The 18,527-nt window shown below is 68.7% G+C and carries 20 protein-coding genes; 11 read left to right on the top strand and 9 right to left on the bottom strand.

What is annotated here, in order from left to right; genetic code table 11:
* Positions 1 to 134: 134 nt before the first annotated feature.
* The 4 genes from EGT29_RS04630 to EGT29_RS04615 all read left to right on the top strand — a co-directional run bounded on the left by EGT29_RS04630 (position 135) and on the right by EGT29_RS04615 (position 5,816).
* Positions 135 to 2,921 (top strand): xanthine dehydrogenase family protein molybdopterin-binding subunit, encoded by a 2,787-nt coding sequence (locus EGT29_RS04630; protein WP_124692218.1) that lies wholly within the window; start codon positions 135 to 137, stop codon positions 2,919 to 2,921.
* A complete protein-coding gene (locus EGT29_RS04625) occupies positions 2,918 to 3,466 on the top strand; it encodes a (2Fe-2S)-binding protein (protein WP_124687916.1) in 549 nt (182 codons plus the stop codon). Before EGT29_RS04630 ends, EGT29_RS04625 begins: the two co-directional genes overlap by 4 nt.
* Position 3,467: 1 nt before the next feature.
* Entirely contained in the window at positions 3,468 to 4,748 is a 1,281-nt protein-coding gene (locus tag EGT29_RS04620; protein ID WP_124687915.1) for a cytochrome c, read from the top strand.
* Positions 4,749 to 4,841: 93 nt separating this feature from the next.
* Positions 4,842 to 5,816: a LysR family transcriptional regulator gene (locus EGT29_RS04615; protein ID WP_124687914.1), complete on the top strand. Its 975-nt coding sequence runs from the start codon at positions 4,842 to 4,844 to the stop codon at positions 5,814 to 5,816.
* Here the strand turns inward: EGT29_RS04615 and EGT29_RS04610 are convergent.
* The 9 genes from EGT29_RS04610 to EGT29_RS04570 form a co-directional block, all read right to left on the bottom strand.
* The gene (locus EGT29_RS04610; protein WP_124687913.1) at positions 5,810 to 6,118 is read right to left on the bottom strand and encodes a type II toxin-antitoxin system RelE/ParE family toxin; all 309 of its coding nucleotides are present in this window, start codon (positions 6,116 to 6,118) and stop codon (positions 5,810 to 5,812) included. The two genes, EGT29_RS04615 and EGT29_RS04610, sit on opposite strands and share 7 nt — an antisense overlap.
* Positions 6,115 to 6,393, bottom strand: a complete 279-nt coding sequence (locus tag EGT29_RS04605) for a YlcI/YnfO family protein (RefSeq protein ID WP_124687912.1) — start codon at positions 6,391 to 6,393, stop codon at positions 6,115 to 6,117. The genes EGT29_RS04610 and EGT29_RS04605 overlap by 4 nt, the downstream gene beginning before the upstream one ends.
* 73 nt (positions 6,394 to 6,466) lie before the next feature.
* A complete protein-coding gene (locus EGT29_RS04600) occupies positions 6,467 to 7,162 on the bottom strand; it encodes a 1-acyl-sn-glycerol-3-phosphate acyltransferase (protein WP_124692217.1) in 696 nt (231 codons plus the stop codon).
* 77 nt (positions 7,163 to 7,239) lie between these two features.
* A complete protein-coding gene (locus EGT29_RS04595; RefSeq protein ID WP_124687911.1) occupies positions 7,240 to 8,532 on the bottom strand; it encodes a dihydroorotase in 1,293 nt (430 codons plus the stop codon).
* 4 nt (positions 8,533 to 8,536) lie between these two features.
* Positions 8,537 to 9,532, bottom strand: coding sequence for an aspartate carbamoyltransferase catalytic subunit (locus EGT29_RS04590; RefSeq protein WP_124687910.1), 996 nt, complete (start codon positions 9,530 to 9,532; stop codon positions 8,537 to 8,539).
* Complete coding sequence (gene pyrR / locus EGT29_RS04585; RefSeq protein WP_124687909.1) at positions 9,477 to 10,016, bottom strand: bifunctional pyr operon transcriptional regulator/uracil phosphoribosyltransferase PyrR; 540 nt, start codon at positions 10,014 to 10,016, stop codon at positions 9,477 to 9,479. The genes EGT29_RS04590 and pyrR overlap by 56 nt, the downstream gene beginning before the upstream one ends.
* Before the next feature lie 12 nt (positions 10,017 to 10,028).
* Positions 10,029 to 10,439, bottom strand: coding sequence for a Holliday junction resolvase RuvX (gene ruvX, locus EGT29_RS04580; protein WP_124687908.1), 411 nt, complete (start codon positions 10,437 to 10,439; stop codon positions 10,029 to 10,031).
* Positions 10,432 to 10,998, bottom strand: coding sequence for a YqgE/AlgH family protein (locus EGT29_RS04575; protein ID WP_124687907.1), 567 nt, complete (start codon positions 10,996 to 10,998; stop codon positions 10,432 to 10,434). Before EGT29_RS04575 ends, ruvX begins: the two co-directional genes overlap by 8 nt.
* A 29-nt stretch (positions 10,999 to 11,027) precedes the next feature.
* Positions 11,028 to 11,192 (bottom strand): rubredoxin, encoded by a 165-nt coding sequence (locus EGT29_RS04570; RefSeq protein WP_087780643.1) that lies wholly within the window; start codon positions 11,190 to 11,192, stop codon positions 11,028 to 11,030.
* A 136-nt stretch (positions 11,193 to 11,328) separates the two neighbouring features.
* Between EGT29_RS04570 and EGT29_RS04565 the strand changes: the two genes are divergently transcribed.
* The 7 genes from EGT29_RS04565 (at position 11,329) to EGT29_RS04535 (ending at position 18,513) form a co-directional block, all read left to right on the top strand.
* Positions 11,329 to 12,219, top strand: coding sequence for a hydroxymethylpyrimidine/phosphomethylpyrimidine kinase (locus EGT29_RS04565; protein ID WP_124687906.1), 891 nt, complete (start codon positions 11,329 to 11,331; stop codon positions 12,217 to 12,219).
* Positions 12,216 to 12,899 carry a thiamine phosphate synthase gene (gene thiE, locus EGT29_RS04560; RefSeq protein ID WP_124687905.1) on the top strand — a complete coding sequence of 228 codons (684 nt, stop codon included), beginning with the start codon at positions 12,216 to 12,218 and terminating at the stop codon, positions 12,897 to 12,899. Before EGT29_RS04565 ends, thiE begins: the two co-directional genes overlap by 4 nt.
* Before the next feature lie 2 nt (positions 12,900 to 12,901).
* Positions 12,902 to 14,185, top strand: coding sequence for a glutamate-1-semialdehyde 2,1-aminomutase (gene hemL, locus EGT29_RS04555; protein ID WP_124687904.1), 1,284 nt, complete (start codon positions 12,902 to 12,904; stop codon positions 14,183 to 14,185).
* A gap of 55 nt (positions 14,186 to 14,240) precedes the next feature.
* On the top strand, positions 14,241 to 15,467 hold the full coding sequence (gene argJ, locus EGT29_RS04550; RefSeq protein ID WP_124687903.1) for a bifunctional glutamate N-acetyltransferase/amino-acid acetyltransferase ArgJ: 1,227 nt from the start codon (positions 14,241 to 14,243) through the stop codon (positions 15,465 to 15,467).
* Between the two features lie 265 nt (positions 15,468 to 15,732).
* Positions 15,733 to 16,074 carry a helix-turn-helix domain-containing protein gene (locus EGT29_RS04545; RefSeq protein ID WP_124687902.1) on the top strand — a complete coding sequence of 114 codons (342 nt, stop codon included), beginning with the start codon at positions 15,733 to 15,735 and terminating at the stop codon, positions 16,072 to 16,074.
* A 9-nt stretch (positions 16,075 to 16,083) separates the two neighbouring features.
* Entirely contained in the window at positions 16,084 to 17,514 is a 1,431-nt protein-coding gene (locus tag EGT29_RS04540; protein WP_124687901.1) for a type II toxin-antitoxin system HipA family toxin, read from the top strand.
* Between the two features lie 102 nt (positions 17,515 to 17,616).
* Positions 17,617 to 18,513 (top strand): ATP-binding protein, encoded by an 897-nt coding sequence (locus EGT29_RS04535; protein WP_238160287.1) that lies wholly within the window; start codon positions 17,617 to 17,619, stop codon positions 18,511 to 18,513.
* Positions 18,514 to 18,527: the final 14 nt, after the last annotated feature.

Genomic DNA, 18,527 nt, shown 5'->3' with positions numbered 1-18,527 from the left:
CCACTCTTTTCCGGTATTGATAAATCCATCTTTTGCTGCCAGCATGGCACTTGCGGTTTTGCTGCAAGGAGCGTGCTGTGAAGCAAGATCCTGGCTGGAACCAGACGGCCCGCACGGACGCCACGGGCGCCGGCATGTCCCGCCGTGGCTTCCTGAAGGCCATCGCGGTGGGCGGCGTCACGGTGTGGATAGCCCCCTTGTACAGCGCCGCGTTCGGCGCCCTGTTCGAAGAACGCATCCTGCGCGGCGCGCAGTGGAACCCGGCCGACGGCCATACCCGCTTCCGGATCGACGGCCACGAGAAAGTGGTGGGCGGCAAGGTCTTCGCCCGCGACATCCGCGCCGCCGACATGCCGCACTGGCCCAAGCAGCAGTCCCATGCCCTCATCCTTCGCGCCACGCAGGCCGACCGGACCTACGCCGGCTTCGACCTCGCGTCGCTGGGGGACGACCTCAAGCCCGACCGCGTGGTCACGGCCGAGGACCTGGCCCGCGACAAGCTGGCCTTCCCCGGCTTCTATGGCGATGACATGCTGCTGCCCGCGGGCAAGACGCCCGCCTACCTGGGGCACGCGGTCGCCATCCTGATCTTCCACGATTTCGCGCGCTACCAGCTCGCCCGCGGACGGCTGCGCGCCGCCCGGGACGTCATCCGCTACGGCGCGGCGACCGGACCGCTCGACCGCGAACCCTGGGGCGTGTTCCGGTACGTCCGCGTGGGCGGCGCATCGCCGGACGACGAGGATGCTTACTCCAGCCTGAAAGACAGTCCCCTCTTCCCCACGGAGAAGAAAACCCTGATCTGGCCCTCGACCAAGCCCGAGGACAGCCTGGACGCGCGGGGCATGCGCGCGGCCGAGCAGATCGGCGCGGAACTGGCCGCGCCGCCCGCGGACTGGCTGGTCATGAAGCGCCGCTACACGACGCAGTCGATCGACACCGCCGCGCTCGAGCCGGACAACGCGAACTGCTGGTACGACCCGGCCACCCGTTCGCTGCACATGGTGCTGGCCACGCAGTCGCCGCAGGAAGTGGCCGAGGCCGCCGCCAAGATGGTGGCCGACAGCGGCTTTCCGCTGGAACACCTGTTCGTGCATCCCTGCTACACGGTCGGGTACGGCTCGAAGGACCACTGCAACGTGCCGTTCTACGGCCTGGTCGCCGCGCTGTACGGCGACGGCCATCCGGTGCGCTTCGCGGTGGACCGCTTCGAGCACTTCCAGACCTCGCTCAAGCGTCATGCCTTCGACATGCAGTACACCATGGCGGTGGACCGCAAAACGGGCAAGCTCCAGTCCTTCCAGGGCACGTTCACGGGCAACGGCGGCGGGCGCTCGAATTTCTCGCCCTCGGTAGTCATGGTGGCCGCCACCGCCGCGCAGTCGGTCTATTACTTCCCCAAGAACGACCTGATCGCCGTGGCCGAGGCCACCCGGGCCATCGACGCCGGCTCGGCGCGCGGCTACGGCACGCTGCAAAGCATGGCCGCCACCGAGATGATGATCGACGAGATGGCCGAAGAACTCGGCATCGATCCGATCGAGTTCCGCGTCCGCAACGCGCTGCTGTCGGGCATGAAGAACACCCAGGGCGCCATCGCCGGCGGCGCGCTGCGGGCGGACGAGGTGCTCGAGCGCGCGCGGCGCCATCCGCTGTGGACCGAACGCGCCCAGCGCAAGCGCGACTACGAGGCCGCGCATCCGAACGAACGCTATGGCGTGGGCTTCGGCTGTGTGCAGAAGGACTTCGGCACCGGCGGCGAGGCCGCCTTCGTGCGCGTGGCGCTGACACCGGAAGGACGCATCGTGCTGCACCATACCGGCGTCGAGATCGGCACCGGCATGAGCACTTCGCAGGCCGTGATGTGCGCCGAATGGTTCGGCCGCCCCGCCGACGAAGTGCGCACCGCGGTCACCGACTGGTCCGACCTGCCCATGGTCGGCAACGTCGATACGTACACGGTCAAGCAGGAGGAGCAGGACCGGCTGGCCGCCGATCCGATGTGGACGCCGGTCCACGCCTCGCCCTCCAGCGCCAGCAACTCGGTCTACTTCTTCGGGCACGCCACGAAGGAAACCGCCCGCGTCGTGTTCGAGCACGGCCTGTGGCCGGCCGCGATGGCGATCTGGACCCGCGGCATCGGCGGCGGCCAGGCCGCGCCCCTGGTCGTGCGGCGCGAGGACGCGCGCTGGACCGAACGCGGCCTGACCGCGAACGGCTTGGAGCCCCTGCCGCTGGAGCGCCTGGTCAAGACCGCCTACGAAGCGAACTTCGTGACCGCTGCGGTGGGCCATACCTTCAACCGCTGGCAATGGGCCGAGGCCGACTTCGACGTGGGCGGCCAGAAGGTCCGGCGGCCGCTGGACGGCCTGGCCGTGCGCTACGGCGACGGCAGCCGCTCGCCGCAGCCCTACGACGTCATCAGGCGATCGAACGTCTTCTATCCGCCGGCCCAGCGCAACAACGCCGGCGTCACCTACTACAGCGCCAATGCCGCCCTGGCCGAGCTGGCCGTCAACCCGACCAGCGGCAAGGTTCGGCTGCTGTCGCATCACTCGGTGCTGGAGTGCGGCAAGCCGGTGGTCGAGGAACTGGTATCGGGCCAGTTGCAGGGAGGCATCGCGATGGGCATCGGCCACGCGCTGCACGAGTATCTGCCGCTGTACGAGGACGGCCCCGGCAACGGCACCTGGAACTTCGACCGCTACCATCTGCCGCGCGCGCACGACGTGGCCGTCTGGAGCCAGACCGGCGACATCCTGCCGCCCATCTCCGACACCGATCCCCCCAAGGGCATCGCGGAAGTCGTCATGATCCCCATCGTCGCCGCCATCGTGAACGGCATCGCGCATGCCATCGGCCACCGCTTCACCGACCTGCCGGTCACGCCGGAAAAAATACGGGAGGTCCTGGAACCATGACGATCACGACCTCGCCCCTGACGCTGACCATCAACGGCAAGCAGGTCGGGCCCATGGACGTGCCCGACACCTTGATGATGGTCGATTTCCTGCACGAGTACCTGGGACTGACCGGCTCGCGCTTCGGCTGCGGCATCGGTGTCTGCCACGCCTGTACGGTGCTGCTGGACGGTCCCGGCGGCGCCGAGGAGATCCGCACCTGCATCACCGGCGCGCATTACTTCAACGGCAAGCGTATCCGGACCATAGAAGGCCTGGCCGAGCGCGACGGCCAGCAGAAAATCATCGCCATCACCCCCGTGCAGCAGGCCTACCTGGACCACTACAGCTTCCAGTGCGGCTACTGCACGCCCGGTTTCGTGATCGGCGCGACCGCGCTGATGGAGCGGCTCAAGGCCCATCCCGTGCGCGCCGACCAGCTGGAAGACACGATCACCGAGCACCTGGGCCGCCACATCTGCCGCTGCACCGGCTACGTGCGCTACTTCGAGGCGGCCAAGGCCGTGATCCTCGCCACCCCCGGCCTCGTTACCAAGGAGAAATGACATGGCCCGCCCGTCCCCCTGGCGACGCGGTCCCATCGTCGCCCTCGTCATCCTGGTCCTGATCGTCGCCGCCGTCGCCGCGGCGATCCTGGGCAACCGCGACGCGCCGCCCGACCGTGAGCCCCAGCAGGTCCAGGCCACGCAGGAACAATTGCAGCTGGGCCGCTACCTGGCCCGGGCCGCCGATTGCGCCGCCTGCCACCAGGTCGCCGACGGCGCCGCCTATGCCGGCGGCTTCCCTTTGCAGACGCCGTTCGGCACGCTGTACGGCACCAACATCACGCCCGACCCCGACCACGGCATCGGCCGCTGGACCGCCGACGAATTCCACCGTGCGCTGACCGAAGGCAAGGCCCCGCACGGCCGCAATCTCTACCCCGCCATGCCGTACACGGCCTACCACGACATCCCGCGCGCCGATTCCGACCTGATCTACGCCTATCTGATGAACGTGCGGCCCAGCGCCCAGCCCAACAAGAAGCCCGAAATTCCTTTCCCGCTCAACCTGCGCATCCTGATGACAGGCTGGAACCTGCTGTTCTTCGACCACGATCCGCTGCCCGCCGCCTCGCAGGGCGAATCGCAGCAATGGGTGCGCGGACGCTACCTGACCAACGTGCTGGGCCACTGCGGCGAATGCCACACCCCGCGCGGCAAGCTGGGTCAGCTGCACCGCGACGACTGGCTGCAAGGCTATACCCTGAACCGCTTCGAGGCGCCGTCCCTGACCCCGCAGGCCCTGGCCGAACGCGGCTGGACGCCGGAAGACCTGCAACGCTTCCTGCGCACCGGCCTCGCGCCCCAGGGCATCGCCGCCGACGAGATGTACCCCGTCATCCTGCACAGCACCCAGTACCTGACCGACGACGACCTGAAGGCCATGTCCGCCTTCCTGCTGGGCGACTCGCCTCCCAAACCCGTCCCCGCCCCCCAGGCCAAGCCCGACGCCGGCCCGCCCTCCCCCGGCCGCCGCGTCTACCTGAACACCTGCGCCGCCTGTCACGGCGTCGACGGCGAAGGCCACCCACCCGGCATGCCCCCCCTGGCCGCCAACAGCACCGTCCGCCTGGAAAGCCCGCGCAACCTGCTGCTCTCCATCCTGGACGGCCTGCCCGCCCAACGCCTGCCCGACGGCACCAGCATCGGCGACATGCCCGGCTTCGCTCATCGCCTGACCGACGACGAGGTCGCCCAACTGACCAACTACATGCGCACCACCTGGAGCGCCCGCGAAGGCCAGGTCACCGCCGCGGATGTAGCGAAGCTGCGCGAGGGCAAATGAAGGGGGGCAAACCCCCTTCATTTGCCTGCTGAATATTCCGTAGAATCCTCATAAGGGCCCCGGACACAGCCGTCTCAAGAACCAGAAACCCCCATGAACTTCCGCCAACTAGACCTGAATCTCCTACGCGTCCTGGTCGCCATCCACCAAACCCGCTCCGTCACCGCCGCCGGCAAACTCCTCTCCCTTTCCCAGCCCGCCACCAGCAACGCCCTGGCCCGCCTGCGCTACTTCTTCGACGACGAACTCTTCCTGCGCACCCCCCAGGGGCTGGTCCCCACCCGTATCTGCGAACAGGTCGCGCCGACCGTCGCGGCGGAATTGCGCGCCCTGGAAACCGCGGTAACGGGGCGCGAGGCTTTCGACCCCCAGCACAGCCATGTCGAATGGCGAGTCTCCATGTCGGACCTGGGCGAAATGACCTTCCTGCCCACCCTGGCCGCGGCGCTGCACACCGAAGCCCCCCACTCGCGGCTGACCAACATTTCCGTGCCCGCCAACGACGTCGCCGCCGCCCTGGAAGCGCGCGAGATCGACTTCTGCCTGGGCATCCTGCATCCCAAGCAACGCGGCATCCAGGCCGACGTGCTGTTCCACGAGCCCTACGTCGCCATCACCTCGCCGCACTGGACGCCCACGCCCAGGCACAAGGGCAAGACACTGAGCCCCGCTGAATTGGCGAGCGCATCGCTGCTGGTGGCCTCGCCCACGGCGACCTTCCACGACAGCGTCAGCGAAATGCTCACGCGCCTGAAGCTCGACGATCGCATCGCCGTGCGGGCGCGCCACTTCGGCGCGCTGCCCGAAATGGTCATGAACTCGCGCATGCTGGCCATCGTACCCACGACGTATGCGCGCAACGCCCAGCCACGCTACGGATTCAAGGTATGGACCCTGCCCTATGCGCCCGCCTACGACGTGCGCCTGCTATGGCACGCCAGCACCGCGCGCGATCCGTCGCTGCAGTGGGTACGGGCGCTGGTGCACAGGCTGTTCCGGGTGCCCGCGGCGGGCGAGGATGGCGCCGCTCCGGCCAAACGCGCGCGGCGGCGGGCGGCGCCTCAGTGATAGTCGTCTTCGCGCTGGTGCCGTACGGCAAGGATGGTGACGGAATCAGGCCCATCGATCTCGAACAGGGCTACGTAACCCATACGGCCGAAGGGAATCAGCAGTTCGCGCAGGTAGGGCGAATGCGGCGTCGCTTTTCTGCAGGTATAGGGCGAACGCTCGAGAATCTCGACGCCATCCCGGATTGCGACCAAGGCCTGGGCGGCCAGGCCCGGATCATCGGGATCCCTCTCCAGGACAAAATCATAGAGCCGCAGAAGGTCCTGCTCGGCTTCCCGCGTGAAACGGACGCGGTACATCAAGGCCGCTTGCGCCGGTCGACCTTCGCTGTCTCCAGGCGCTGCTGCAGCTTGTCCAATACGGCTTGCGACGATGCGTAGTCCCCCGACTCCCGCGCCTGATCACGCGAGGCCAAGGCCCGGGCCAGGAAAGCAGCCTGCGCCTCGCGGCGCGATACAGCCGAACGAACAGCCTGCTCGACGAAGCTGGACAAACTCTCACCGGCTTCGAGGACTCTTTCAGCAGCCTCGCGCAATTCCGGCTCTACCCGCAGGGGAGGAAGCGTGGCGGTTTTCATGGCAACTCCCAAATGCATCGCATTTGCAATACATTAGCGCAACGCAGGGCCATCGGCAAGCCAGGGGACGTATTCAATCCGCCTGGCGCACCTCGGCCCGGATGGCTTCCCGCACCCGCGCCGCCATCGCATGGCGATGGTCCTCGTCGCCGTTCTCGGCCGCGGCGGGCGGCAGGTACACGACCTGTACCGCCACGCCGGTCGAGCCCAGCACCCGCCAGGCATTGCCCATCAGCGTCTCCTCGCCCACATAGGAAGGCAAGGTACTGCGCGTGCCATGGTGGAGATAGCGCAGCGCCACCGGCAGCACCGGCACGCCAGCACGCCGGGCGGGCTCGAACAAGCCGGCGTGGAAAGGCAGCACGTCCAGGCCGTCGGAGGTCGTGCCTTCGGGAAAGAGTCCGATCAACTGGCCACGCGCGAAGCGCTCGCCCATGGCCTGGGCCACGTGGTGCAGGGCGCGCCGGTTGCCCCGTTCGATGAACACCGTACCCACGCCCGCGATCAGCCAGCCCAGCACCGGCCAGTCGCGCAGCTCGCGCTTGCCGACGAAGATGGTGCAGCGCACGCTGCTGAGCGCGTAGATGTCCAGCCACGATACGTGGTTGGCGATCAGCAGCGCCGCCCCCTCGACCGGCGGATGGCCGCTGACGTAGACGCGAACGCCGCACCACCGCAGCAGCCAGCGCGACCACCAGCAGTTGATCCGGTCGCGTCGCGCCAAGTCGAACCGCCGGAACACGGTAGCCAGCACGATCAGCCCGAACATCACCCACAGGGTGACGAGCAAGAACCGCAGCGAGAACCGCAGCAAGTGCGCGGCCAGGCGAAACCAGGCGCGCACGATCAGACAGCCGCCTCATACGCGACGTGGCCCGCGACGATGGTCATGCGGACCTTGCCGGGCAGCTCCATGCCCAGGAACGGCGTGTGCTTGCCCTGGCTTTGCAGGCTGTCCTCGCTGACCAGCCAGTGCGCGTCCAGGTCGACCAGGCAGAGGTCGGCCAGCGCCCCGGCGCCCAGCTGCCCGCACGAGGCCAGCACCTTGGTGCCCAGGACCCGGGCGGGCTCGCTGGTGACGCGCGCCACCGCGCGCGAGACCGGCAGGTCGGCGTCGCGGGCCCATTTCAGCGCCAGCGACAGTAGCAGCTCCAGGCCCGTGGCGCCGGGCTCGGCCTCGCCGAAGGGCAGCAGCTTGTAGTCCTCGTCCACCGGCGTGTGGTCCGAGCAGATCGCGTCGATGGTGCCGTCCGCCAGGGCGGCCTGGATGGCGTCGCGGTCGCGTTGGCCGCGCAGCGGCGGCGTCAGCCGGCAGTGCGCGTCGAAGTAGCCGATGTCCACGTCGGTCAGGTGCACGTGGTGGGCGCTGACGTCGCAGGTCACCGGCAGGCCCTCGGCGCGGGCGCGGCGCACCAGCTCGATCCCGGCGGCGCTGGAGATGCGGCACAAGTGCAGGCGCGCGCGGGTGGCGCGCTGCAGCTCGAACAGCGTATGCAGGGCGATGGTCTCGGCCTGCTCGGGAATGCCGGCCAGGCCCAGGCGCGAAGCCATGGCACCGCTGGCGGCCACGCCCTCGCGGGCCAGCCAGGGGTCTTCCGGGCGCAGCCAGATCGCGTAGTCGAAGGTGCGGGCGTACTGCATGGCGCGCAGCAGCACGTTGGTGTCGGCGATGTGCGCATCCGCCTGCGAGAACGCCACGCAGCCGGCCTCGGTCAGCTCGGCCATCTCGGTGATGATCTCGCCCTTCAGGCCGACCGTCATCGCGCCCAGCGGGTAGACGTGCGACTGGTTCAGCTGGCGCGCGCGGTGCTTGAGCATCTCGACCAGGCCGGGCTCGTCCAGCACCGGATCGGTGTCGGGCGGCAGCACCAGGCTGGTCACGCCGCCCGCCAGCGCCGCCTGCAATTCGGACTCCAGCGTGGCGCGATGCTCGAAGCCGGGCTCGCGCAGCCGGGCCGACAGGTCCACCAGGCCGGGCAGGACCGCCAGGCCCCGCGCGTCGACCAGGCGGTTGGGCACGAAGCCCGCCGGCGCCTGGCCGATGCCGACCACGCGTCCCGCGGCGATGTAAATGTCGTTGACGGCGTCCACGCCGTTGGCCGGGTCGATCAGGCGGCCGCCCTGGATATGGATTTTCATGGGGTCAGGCTCCTGCGACGATGCTCATGACGGCCATGCGGACCGCGATGCCGAACGTGACCTGGTTCAGGATGACGGCCTGCTTGCCGTCGGCCACCGGGGAGTCGATCTCCACGCCGCGGTTCATCGGTCCGGGATGCATGACGATCGCATCGGGCTTGGCCAGCGCGAGCTTCTCCTGCGTCAGGCCGTAGTGCTTGAAGTATTCCTGCGCCGAGGGCAGCAGCGCGCCGCGCATGCGCTCGTTCTGCAGGCGCAGCATGATGATCACGTCCACGCCCTTGAGGCCTTCGGCCATGTCGGTGAACACGCGCACGCCCATCTGTTCGAGGCCGGACGGCAGCAGTGTCAGCGGGCCGATGGCCCGCACCTCGGGCACGCCCAGCGTGGTCAGCGCGTGGATGTCGGAGCGGGCCACGCGCGAATGCAGGATGTCGCCGACGATCGCCACCGTGAGCTTGGTGAAGTCCTTCTTGTAGTGGCGGATGGTGTACATGTCCAGCAGCCCCTGCGTCGGGTGCGCGTGGCGGCCGTCGCCGGCGTTGATCACGTGTACGTGGGGCGCCGCGTGCTGGGCGATCAGGTGCGGCGCGCCGCTGGAGGCATGCCGCACCACGAACAGGTCGGCCTGCATGGCCGACAGGTTGTTGATGGTGTCCAGCAGCGACTCGCCCTTGCTGGCCGACGAGGCGTTGATGTTCAGGTTGTAGACGTCGGCCGACAGGCGCTTGGCCGCGATCTCGAACGTCGTGCGCGTGCGCGTGGAGTTCTCGAAGAACAGGTTGAACACGCTCTTGCCGCGCAGCAGCGGCACTTTCTTGATCTCGCGGTCGGCCAGCGGCACGAACGACTCCGCGGTGTCGAGGATCTGGTTCAGGATCGCGCGCGGCAATCCCTCCACGGTCAACAGGTGGGTGAGTTCGCCGTTGCTGTTGAGCTGCGGGTTACGCATGGTGCGGCTCCTGGGGCGGCAGGGTTTCGAAATCGATCTTGAAGGCATCGCCGGCGCGCGACAGCACGACGCTCTGTCCCGGCGCCAGGTCGACGGTGGCCGCGGCGAAGTCGGCCGCCACGGGCAGCTCGCGCCCGCCCCGGTCCACCAGCACGGCCAGCCTGATGGAGGCCGGGCGCCCGTAGTCGAACAGTTCGTTCATGGCGGCGCGTATGGTGCGACCGGTGTAGAGCACGTCGTCGATCAGGACCAGGTGCTTGTCGTCCACGTCGAAGGCGATGTCCGAGGGCTTGACCTGGGGATGCAGGCCGATGCGCGCGAAGTCGTCGCGGTAGAAACTGATGTCCAGCTTGCCCGGCGCCTCGGGCAGGCCGAGGTCGCGGTGCAGCCGCTCGGCTATCCACGATCCCCCGGAGTGGATGCCGACCAGGTGGGTGCGGTCGGCGGGCAGCGTGTCCAGCAGCTTGCGCACGGCGTCGCGCAGCCGCGCATACAGCGCCTCGGCGTCGAGGTGGGGAGGAGTTGGATTCATGGCAGTCTCGGATCAGGGAGAACGGGGCGTATCGAAGTAGCTTTGCAGGATGATGGCGGCGGCCACCGCGTCCACGCGCAGCCCGCGGCCGGCCGCCCCCATCTCGGACTGGGCGGCCAGGCTGGTGCCGCGCTCGTCCACCAGCTCCACGGGCAGCCCGTAGCGGCCGTTCAACTGGTTGGCGAAGCGCCGGCACAGGGCCGTCATGGGCTGCTCGCCGCCGTCGGTATCCAGTGCCAGGCCCACCACCAGGCGGGACGGCTGCCATTCGCGCAGCAATTGCTCGACGCGGCCGAAGCGCGCCTCGCGCGTGGTATTGGCGATGACCTCCAGCGGGCGCGCGTGGCCGGTCAGCGTATTGCCGACGGCAACGCCGATGAACTGGGTTCCGTAGTCGAAGGCGAGCAGCGTTTCGTCAGGCATGGCCGGCTTCGCCCGCCAGCATGATCGGGGCGATGCCCAGCAGCGCCAGCGCGGCGTCGAAACGCTCGGCAGGCGGAACGTTGAAGATGACGTCGGACGACGCCGACACGCTCAGCCAGGCGTTCTCGGAGATCTCGTCCTCGAGCTGGCCGGCGCCCCATCCCGCATAGCCCAGGGTGACCAGCAGCTTGCCCGGCCCCTGCCCGTCGGAAACCGCCTGCAGCACGTCGCGCGAGGTGGTCAGGGCCAGGTCGCCGACCTTGATGGAGGAGTTGTAGTCGCCCACCGGAGCATGCAGCACGAAGCCGCGATCGGTCTGGACCGGTCCGCCGAAGAACACCGGGGTTTCCGCCTGCGGGGAATCGTCCAGCGACAGCTCGATTCGTTCGAACAGGCCCGCCAGGGTCAGGTCGGTGGGCCGGTTGATGACCAGGCCCAGCGCCCCCTTGGCGGTGTGTTCGCATACGTAGATGACGGCGCCGGCAAAGTTCGGATCGGCCATGGCGGGCATGGCGATCAGGAACTGGTTCGTGAGATCGATATTGGCGCGTTCGCTCATACCTGAATTGTAAACGCCCAGGGTGCGGGTCAGATCTCGACCATCTCAAAATCTTCCTTGCGGGCGCCGCATTCGGGACAAACCCAATTGGGCGGCACGTCTTCCCACTTGGTGCCGGGAGGAATACCCTCTTCCGGCAGGCCGGCTGCTTCGTCGTAGATCCAGCCGCAAATCAGACACATCCAGGTACGCATCGTCGTTCAATCTTACCAAGCCCCGCCCCCGCGAACCGGGAACCATCGGGCATCCATTAGAATCTCGCATCTTACCGAAACACCGTGGGCCACGCCCGGATCCCCGCCGGACGACCCCGCCTTTCGAGACTTTTCGTTGCCAGCCGCTCCCACGCCACCCCTCGTTCTGACCTTCGCCCCCTCCGACCCCAGCGCCGGCGGGGGTATCCAGGCCGACCTGCTGACCTGTGCCAGCATGGGATGCCATGCGCTGACCGTGCTGACGGGCTATACCGTGCAGGACTCGGCCGGCCTGGAGGACGGCGAAGCCGTCGCCCCCGAATGGATCGACGACCAGGCCCGCAGCCTGCTGGAGGACATGCCGGTGCGGGCCTTCAAGATCGGCGGGCTGTTCTCGGCCGAGGCGGTAGCGGCCGTGGCCGAGATCCTGGCCGACTACTCGGCCGTGCCGGTCGTGCTGCACCTGGGGGCCGACCCTCCGGACGCGGACGACGCCGAAACCGAGGACTCGGCCGAGGAAATCATGGCCGCCACCATCGAACTGCTGGTGCCCCAGGCGACCCTGGTCGTGGCCGACAGCCTGCGGCTGGAGCAACTGGTGGCGGACGGGCTGCTGGACCTGGATTCGGCCGACGAAACCGCGGCCCAGGCGCTGCTGCGCCGGGGCGCCGCCTGGGTGCTGGCGACCGGCCTGCATCAGCCCGGCGACATCGTGGTCAACACGCTGCGCGGCGGCGGCGACACCGCCGCCGAACCGGCCGGCGAATACCGCTGGCCCCGGCTGCCCGGCAATTTCCGCGGCGCCGGCCCGACCCTGTCGGCCGGCCTGGCCGCCCTGCTGGCCAGCGGCATGGACGTGCGCGACGCCACGGCCGAGGCCCAGGAATACACGTGGCAGGCGCTGGCCTCGGGCTTCCAGCCCGGCATGGGCCGGCTGCTGCCCGACCGCTTCTTCTGGGCCAAGCAGGGCGAACAGGCGGCGGCCGGCGACGCGGCCCCGCCCGACTCCACGGAACCCACGCCATGAGTCCCGATCCGGTCCCGACCCACCCCCTGCGCGGCCTGTACGGCATCACGCCCGAATGGGACGACACCGCCCGGCTGGCGGCCGCCGTGGAAACGGCCGCCCGCGGCGGGCTGCGCGCCGTGCAGTTGCGCCGCAAGCTGGCCGAACCGGCCAAGCGCCTGGAACAGGCACGCGCCTTGCGCGCCGCCTGCGACCGCCTGGACGTGCTCCTGATCATCAACGACGACTGGCGGCTGGCCATCGAGGCCGGCGCCGACGGCGTCCACCTGGGGCGCGAGGACGGCGACATCGCCCAGGCCCGCCAGGCCGGCGGACCGGCGCTGCTGATCGGCGCCTCCTGCTACGACGACATCGGGCGCGCCCGCGCCGCGCTGGCCGCGGGCGCCGACCACGTGGCCTTCGGCGCGGTGTTCGACTCGCCCACCAAGCCGGCGGCCGTGCACGCCCCGCTGTCCTGCCTGACCGAGGCGCGCAGCCTGCGGCGGCCCGACGCCTCGCGCCCCGCCATCGTCGCGATCGGCGGCATCACGCCGGCCAACGCCGGACTGGCCGTGGCGGCGGGCGCCGACGCGCTGGCCGTCATCACCGCGCTATTCGGCGCCGACGACATCGAAGCCGCCGCGCGGGCCTTCGCCCAGGCCTGGGCCGAGGACCCCGCCGGCAATCCCACCAAGGCATGACCATGATCCGCAACGCAGAACTCTTCGAACGCGCCTGCCGCACCATTCCCGGCGGCGTCAATTCGCCGGTGCGCGCCTTCCGCTCGGTGGGCGGCACGCCGCCCTTCATCGAACGCGCCGCCGGTCCCTACACCTGGGATGCCGACAAGAAGCAGTACATCGACTACGTGGGCTCCTGGGGCCCGGCCATCCTGGGCCACGCCCATCCGGACGTGATCCGGGCCGTGCAGGAGGCCGCCGTCAACGGCCTGTCGTTCGGCGCCCCCACCGAGGCCGAGATCGAACTGGCCGAGATGCTGGTGCACCGCCTGCCCTCGATCGAGCAGGTGCGCCTGGTCAGTTCGGGCACCGAAGCCACCATGAGCGCGATCCGGCTGGCCCGCGGCTACACCGGCCGGGCCAAGATCATCAAGTTCGAGGGCTGCTACCACGGCCATGCCGACAGCCTGCTGGTGAAGGCCGGCTCGGGCCTGCTGACCTTCGGCAACCCGACCTCGGCGGGCGTGCCGCCCGAGTTCACCTCGCACACCCTGGTGCTGGACTACAACGACATCGCCGGCGTGGAAGCCGCGTTCAAGCAGTACGGCGACGAGATCGCCTGCGTGATCGTGGAGCCGGTGGCGGGCAACATGAACCTGGTCCAGCCCGTGCCCGGCTTCCTGCAGGCGCTGCGCGACCAGTGCACCCGCTACGGCTCGGTGCTGATCTTCGACGAGGTCATGACCGGTTTTCGCGTCGGCCCGCAGGGCGTGCAGGGCCGTACCGGCATCGTGCCCGACCTGACCACCCTGGCCAAGGTCATCGGCGGCGGCATGCCCATCGGCGCCTTCGGCGGCCGGCGCGACATCATGGCCCACATCGCCCCGCTGGGCGGGGTCTACCAGGCCGGCACGCTGTCGGGCAACCCCGTGGCCGTGGCCGCGGGCCTGACCACCCTGCGCCTGCTGGCCGAGCCGGGTTTCTACGAGAAGCTGGAAGCTCAGACCGGCAAGCTGGTGCAAGGCTTGCTCGCGGCGGCGGCCGGCGCGGGCGTGCCGTTCAGCGCGGACCACGTGGGCGGCATGTTCGGCCTGTACTTCCGCGACACGGTGCCGACCTCGCTGGCCGAGGTCTCAGCCTCGGATACCGCCGCGTTCAACAAGTTCTTCCACGCCGCGCTGGTCCGCGGCGTGAGCTTCGCGCCGTCGGCGTTCGAGGCCGGCTTCGTCTCGATCGCCCACGACGACGACGTCATCGCCCGTACCGTCGCCATCGCCGGCGAAGCCTTCGCCGAACTCAACCCCTGATCCGACACACGGGGCGCAGGCCGCGCCCCGCCCCTTCCGCTCCGCGAGGACAGCCATGGCCGTCAATCTGCACATTCCCGCTCCCGAACTCGTCTTTCCGGTGGACGGCGTCGAAATCGGCGTCACCGAAGCCGGCATCCGCAAGGCCGACCGCCGCGACCTGACCGTCTTCAGGCTGGCCGAAGGCACCAGCGTGGCAGGCGTCTTCACGCGCAACCGCTTCCGCGCCGCGCCGGTGCAAGTTTGCGAGGAACACCTGGCGCAGTCGCTGCCCATCCGCGCCATGGTCATCAACACCGGCAACGCCAACGCGGGCACGGGCGAGCCCGGCCTGGCCGCCGCCCGCGCCACCTGCGACGCGCTGGCGAAGCTGCTGGGCCTGGACCCACGCCAGGTCCTGCCCTTCTCGACCGGCGTGATCCTGGAACCGCTGCCGGTGGACCGCATCGAGGCCGGCCTGCCGGCCGCCGTCAAGGCGCTGGCGCCGGGCAACTGGACCGAAGCGGCGCACGGCATCATGACCACCGACACGCTGCCCAAGATCGTGTCCAGCAAGGCCAACATCGGCGGCCATCAGATCACCCTGACCGGCGTCAGCAAGGGCGCCGGCATGATCCGGCCCAATATGGCGACCATGCTGGGCTTCCTGGCCACCGACGCCGCCATCGCCCCGGCCCTGCTCAAGCGCATGGCGGGCCAGGTCGCCGACGTCTCGTTCAACCGCATCACGGTGGACGGCGACACCTCGACCAACGACTCCTTCATCATCGCCGCGACCGGCCGCGCCGGCCTGCGCGTCGAGTCCGAGTCGGACCCTCTCTATCCCGAGCTGCTGGCCACGCTGAAGGCCGCCGCGACCGAACTCGCGCAGTTGATCGTGCGCGACGCCGAAGGGGCGACCAAATTCATGACCATCCGGGTCGAGGACGCCGGCAGCCAGGACGAGGCGCTCAAGGTCGCCTATTCGGTGGCGCATTCGCCGCTGGTCAAGACCGCCTTCTACGCCTCGGACCCCAACCTGGGGCGCATCCTGGCGGCCATCGGCTATGCCGGCATCGACGACCTGGACGTGGGCCGGGTCAACCTGTGGCTGGACGACATCTGGGTGGCCAAGAACGGCGGCCGCAACCCGGACTACCGGGAAGAGGACGGCCAGCGCGTGATGAAACAGGCCGAGATCGCCGTGCGCATTTCGCTGGGCCGCGGCAAGGTGGCCGAGACGGTGTATACGTGCGATTTCTCGCATGAGTATGTGAGCATCAACGCCGACTATAGGTCGTAGAGGCCCCCTACGCCCTTCGGGCGCCCCCTCAAGGGGGCAATGCGCGAGGACCGGAAGGAAAGCCCCACCCCCTACGCCCTTCGGGCGCCCCCTCAAGGGGGCAATGCGCGAGGACCGGCAAAGCCGGATCCTCCGCATTCTGGATTAGAAGACCGTAATATCAGTCCTTAATAGATATAAGGACTGATATTGCGGTCTTTTTTGATTTTTGACAATATGTCTGCAATCTCGGTCCTTAAGTTATTTTAGGACTAATATTGCAGACATGAAACGCGACGAAACTCCGCTGCTGCCTGATGGCCGGGTGACCGAGGCACGATTGCTGGGCGAACGGATCACCCAATTGCGCCAGGGGCTGAAGCTGCGCCAGGCCGACGTCGCCGCGCGCGCGGGCGTCTCGCGCTCCACCGCCGTGCTGATCGAAAAAGGCGACCCCGGCCGCACCCTTGCACAGGTTCTGCGGTACATCCATGCGATGGCGCCGGACGTCTCGCTGTTAACCCTGTTGTCGGGCGAGGCGCCCGCCCTGATCGCCCTTCATGCGCGCAAGCTCCCGCAACGCGTGCGCGCCGCGACCAGGAACGAGCTGCGCGACCTGGACTTTTGAGGACTGACCTTGCCCCCCCGTCGCTCCCACGACCGCGTCGCGATCTTCGCCCACATCGCCGACCGTGCCGACCACCGGCACCATTTCGTGCCTGCGGGGCTGCTGGACAAGGAACGCGCGGCTTCGGACCAGCAGGTCATGAGCTTCGCCTACGGCTTGCGCTATCTAAAACGCCCGGAGGCCTTCGATGTCGACCCTCGCGCGTTGAGCCTGGCGCGAGCGCGGGAACGTCCCGGTACACGCTGGTATCCATCGGCCGGACTGGATGAATTCGGCGGCATCCGTGACGCCGCCCCCGACGCCTGGGGCCGGCGCGTCATCGAAGCGCGGCTGAACGCCGCGCCCAACAGCCTGGACGAGTTCACCTATCTGCTTGAAGCGGGCAGCGATCGCGTGGGCGCGCTTGACGTACGCGAAGCGCTGGATGCACCGACCCGAAATCCGGCCGGAAATCTGGCGAGCCTGCCGTATCTGCTGCAAGCCGCTGCCGCCGTGGACGCGGGCGAGCCCGTCCCCGGCCATCTCATTCCGTACCTGGGCGGCGCTCCCTCGGCGGGCGGGGCACGCCCGAAGGCGTCCTTGCGCGACGAGGACGGCGTGCTGTGGCTGGCCAAATTCCCCGCGCGAAACGACGCCTACGACATGGCCGTGGTCGAAGCCGGCGCCCTGGACCTGGCTCGCGCGGCAGGCCTCACTGTGCCACCGCTGCGAGTCCTCGCCGTCGGAGCCCAGCGCGTGCTGCTGGTGCGCCGCTTCGATCGCTACTGGGCGCCGGCCGGCCAGCCCTTGCCGGTCGGCTCTCGCGGCTATGACTCCCGGCCCCAGGCCGGTTTCACCGAGGGGCGTATCCCGCAAGCCAGCGCGCTGACGATGATGGGATGTCCGGAGATTGACTCCGCGGCCAAAGGCTACAGGGATCTTGCACAGACCATACGCGAACAGGTGGCGCCTGCCTGCATCGCGGCCGACAACGAAGAATTGTTCGCCAGGATGGCACTGAACATCTTCGTCAACAACGATGACGACCATCTGCGCAATCACGCCTTCTCCTATGACGCCCAATTGTCCGGTTGGCGGCTGAGTCCGCTCTATGACGTCGTCCCGCGTCCGACGGTCGCGCGAGAGCGCCGGCTGCACCTGAGCGTGGGCCTGCAAGGAAAGCTCGCCACACTGGACAACGCCATGAGCGAGTTCGCGGCTTTCGTTCCCGACAAGCCCGCCGCGCTGGCCGTGATCCGCCGCGTATGGGGTGCCGTACGCAGTTGGAAGCAAGTATTCGAAGCGCACGGTGCCACACCTTCGCTCATCCGCACGCTGGAGCAGGCCATCCGCCCCTTGAGCGACATCGCCAGCCCGGAATTGGAACGCGAGTTGCGACGACATCCGCCCGCCCCGCCGGGCGCGCCATCGAAAAAAATGGTGCAATACCCGATGCCGTAGATGGATACCGGCCCGTGCGGCCTGCCCGCCCGGGCCGGTATCCGTCGTTCAAGAACACGATCCGGGGCCCGCGCGGCGCCGGCCGAAGATAGGAACGCCGCTGTGCCGAACGAGTCCTCCCCACCTGTCGATCTGGCCTCTTTCCTGAAACGCGCCGAGGGCGTCCTCGCCCAGCTCGAAGCCTGGTTGCCCCCCGCCCCGCCCCCCGTGGACTGGAACTCCCACGCCTTCCGCTGGCGCAAGCGCGGAACGCGGGGCTGGCTGGAGCCGGTGCGGCACATCGCGCGCATCGACATGGACGACCTGCAGCACATCGACCGCCAGAAAGAAGTGATCGACCGCAACACGGTGCAGTTCCTGGAAGGCAAGCCGGCCAACAACGTGCTCATGACCGGCGCCCGCGGCACCGGCAAGAGTTCGCTGGTGAAGGCCATGCTGGCCACCTATGGCGACCGCGGGCTGCGGCTGATCGAGGTCGACAAGAGCGACCTGGGCGACCTGCAGGAGATCGTCGAGACCGTGGCCGAGCGGCCGGAGCGCTTCCTGGTCTTCGCCGACGACCTGTCGTTCGAGGAAGGCGAGGCCGGCTACAAGGCGCTCAAATCAGTGCTGGACGGCTCCATCGCCGCCTCGACCCAGAACGTGCTGATCTACGCCACGTCCAACCGGCGCCACCTGATGCCGGAATACATGCACGAGAACCTGCAGGCCAAGCATCAGAGCGACGGCGAGATCCACCCGGGCGAAACCGTCGAGGAAAAGATCTCGCTGTCCGAGCGCTTCGGCCTGTGGCTGTCCTTCTATCCGTTCAAGCAGGATGACTACCTGGATATCGTCGCGCACTGGCTGCGCGACCTGGGATGCAGCGAGGAGTCCATCGCGCGCTCGCGCACGTCGGCGCTGCAATGGACGCTGGAACGCGGCTCGCGCTCCGGCCGGGTTGCCTGGCAATTCGCGAAAGACTGGGCCGGGAGGGATGTCCCCCCCCCTACGCGCTGACGCGCGCCCCCCCA

Source organism: Pigmentiphaga sp. H8 (genome assembly GCF_003854895.1).
Lineage (GTDB): Bacteria > Pseudomonadota > Gammaproteobacteria > Burkholderiales > Burkholderiaceae_B > Pigmentiphaga.
Note: the sequence above shows the minus strand (reverse complement) of the source record. Positions and strands in the feature narration are given on the sequence as shown.

Excerpts from the sequence above, each read along its gene's own strand:
- EGT29_RS04630 (WP_124692218.1), top strand. The coding sequence starts at position 135 with ATGTCCCGCCGTGGCTTCCTGAAGGCCATCGCGGTGGGCGGCGTCACG.
- EGT29_RS04625 (WP_124687916.1), top strand. The coding sequence starts at position 2,918 with ATGACGATCACGACCTCGCCCCTGACGCTGACCATCAACGGCAAGCAG.
- EGT29_RS04620 (WP_124687915.1), top strand. The coding sequence starts at position 3,468 with ATGGCCCGCCCGTCCCCCTGGCGACGCGGTCCCATCGTCGCCCTCGTC.
- EGT29_RS04615 (WP_124687914.1), top strand. The coding sequence starts at position 4,842 with ATGAACTTCCGCCAACTAGACCTGAATCTCCTACGCGTCCTGGTCGCC.
- EGT29_RS04605 (WP_124687912.1), bottom strand. The coding sequence starts at position 6,393 with ATGAAAACCGCCACGCTTCCTCCCCTGCGGGTAGAGCCGGAATTGCGC.
- EGT29_RS04600 (WP_124692217.1), bottom strand. The coding sequence starts at position 7,162 with ATGTTCGGGCTGATCGTGCTGGCTACCGTGTTCCGGCGGTTCGACTTG.
- EGT29_RS04595 (WP_124687911.1), bottom strand. The coding sequence starts at position 8,532 with ATGAAAATCCATATCCAGGGCGGCCGCCTGATCGACCCGGCCAACGGC.
- EGT29_RS04590 (WP_124687910.1), bottom strand. The coding sequence starts at position 9,532 with ATGCCTTCAAGATCGATTTCGAAACCCTGCCGCCCCAGGAGCCGCACC.
- pyrR (WP_124687909.1), bottom strand. The coding sequence starts at position 10,016 with ATGAATCCAACTCCTCCCCACCTCGACGCCGAGGCGCTGTATGCGCGG.
- ruvX (WP_124687908.1), bottom strand. The coding sequence starts at position 10,439 with ATGCCTGACGAAACGCTGCTCGCCTTCGACTACGGAACCCAGTTCATC.
- EGT29_RS04575 (WP_124687907.1), bottom strand. The coding sequence starts at position 10,998 with ATGAGCGAACGCGCCAATATCGATCTCACGAACCAGTTCCTGATCGCC.
- EGT29_RS04570 (WP_087780643.1), bottom strand. The coding sequence starts at position 11,192 with ATGCGTACCTGGATGTGTCTGATTTGCGGCTGGATCTACGACGAAGCA.
- thiE (WP_124687905.1), top strand. The coding sequence starts at position 12,216 with ATGAGTCCCGATCCGGTCCCGACCCACCCCCTGCGCGGCCTGTACGGC.
- hemL (WP_124687904.1), top strand. The coding sequence starts at position 12,902 with ATGATCCGCAACGCAGAACTCTTCGAACGCGCCTGCCGCACCATTCCC.
- argJ (WP_124687903.1), top strand. The coding sequence starts at position 14,241 with ATGGCCGTCAATCTGCACATTCCCGCTCCCGAACTCGTCTTTCCGGTG.
- EGT29_RS04545 (WP_124687902.1), top strand. The coding sequence starts at position 15,733 with ATGAAACGCGACGAAACTCCGCTGCTGCCTGATGGCCGGGTGACCGAG.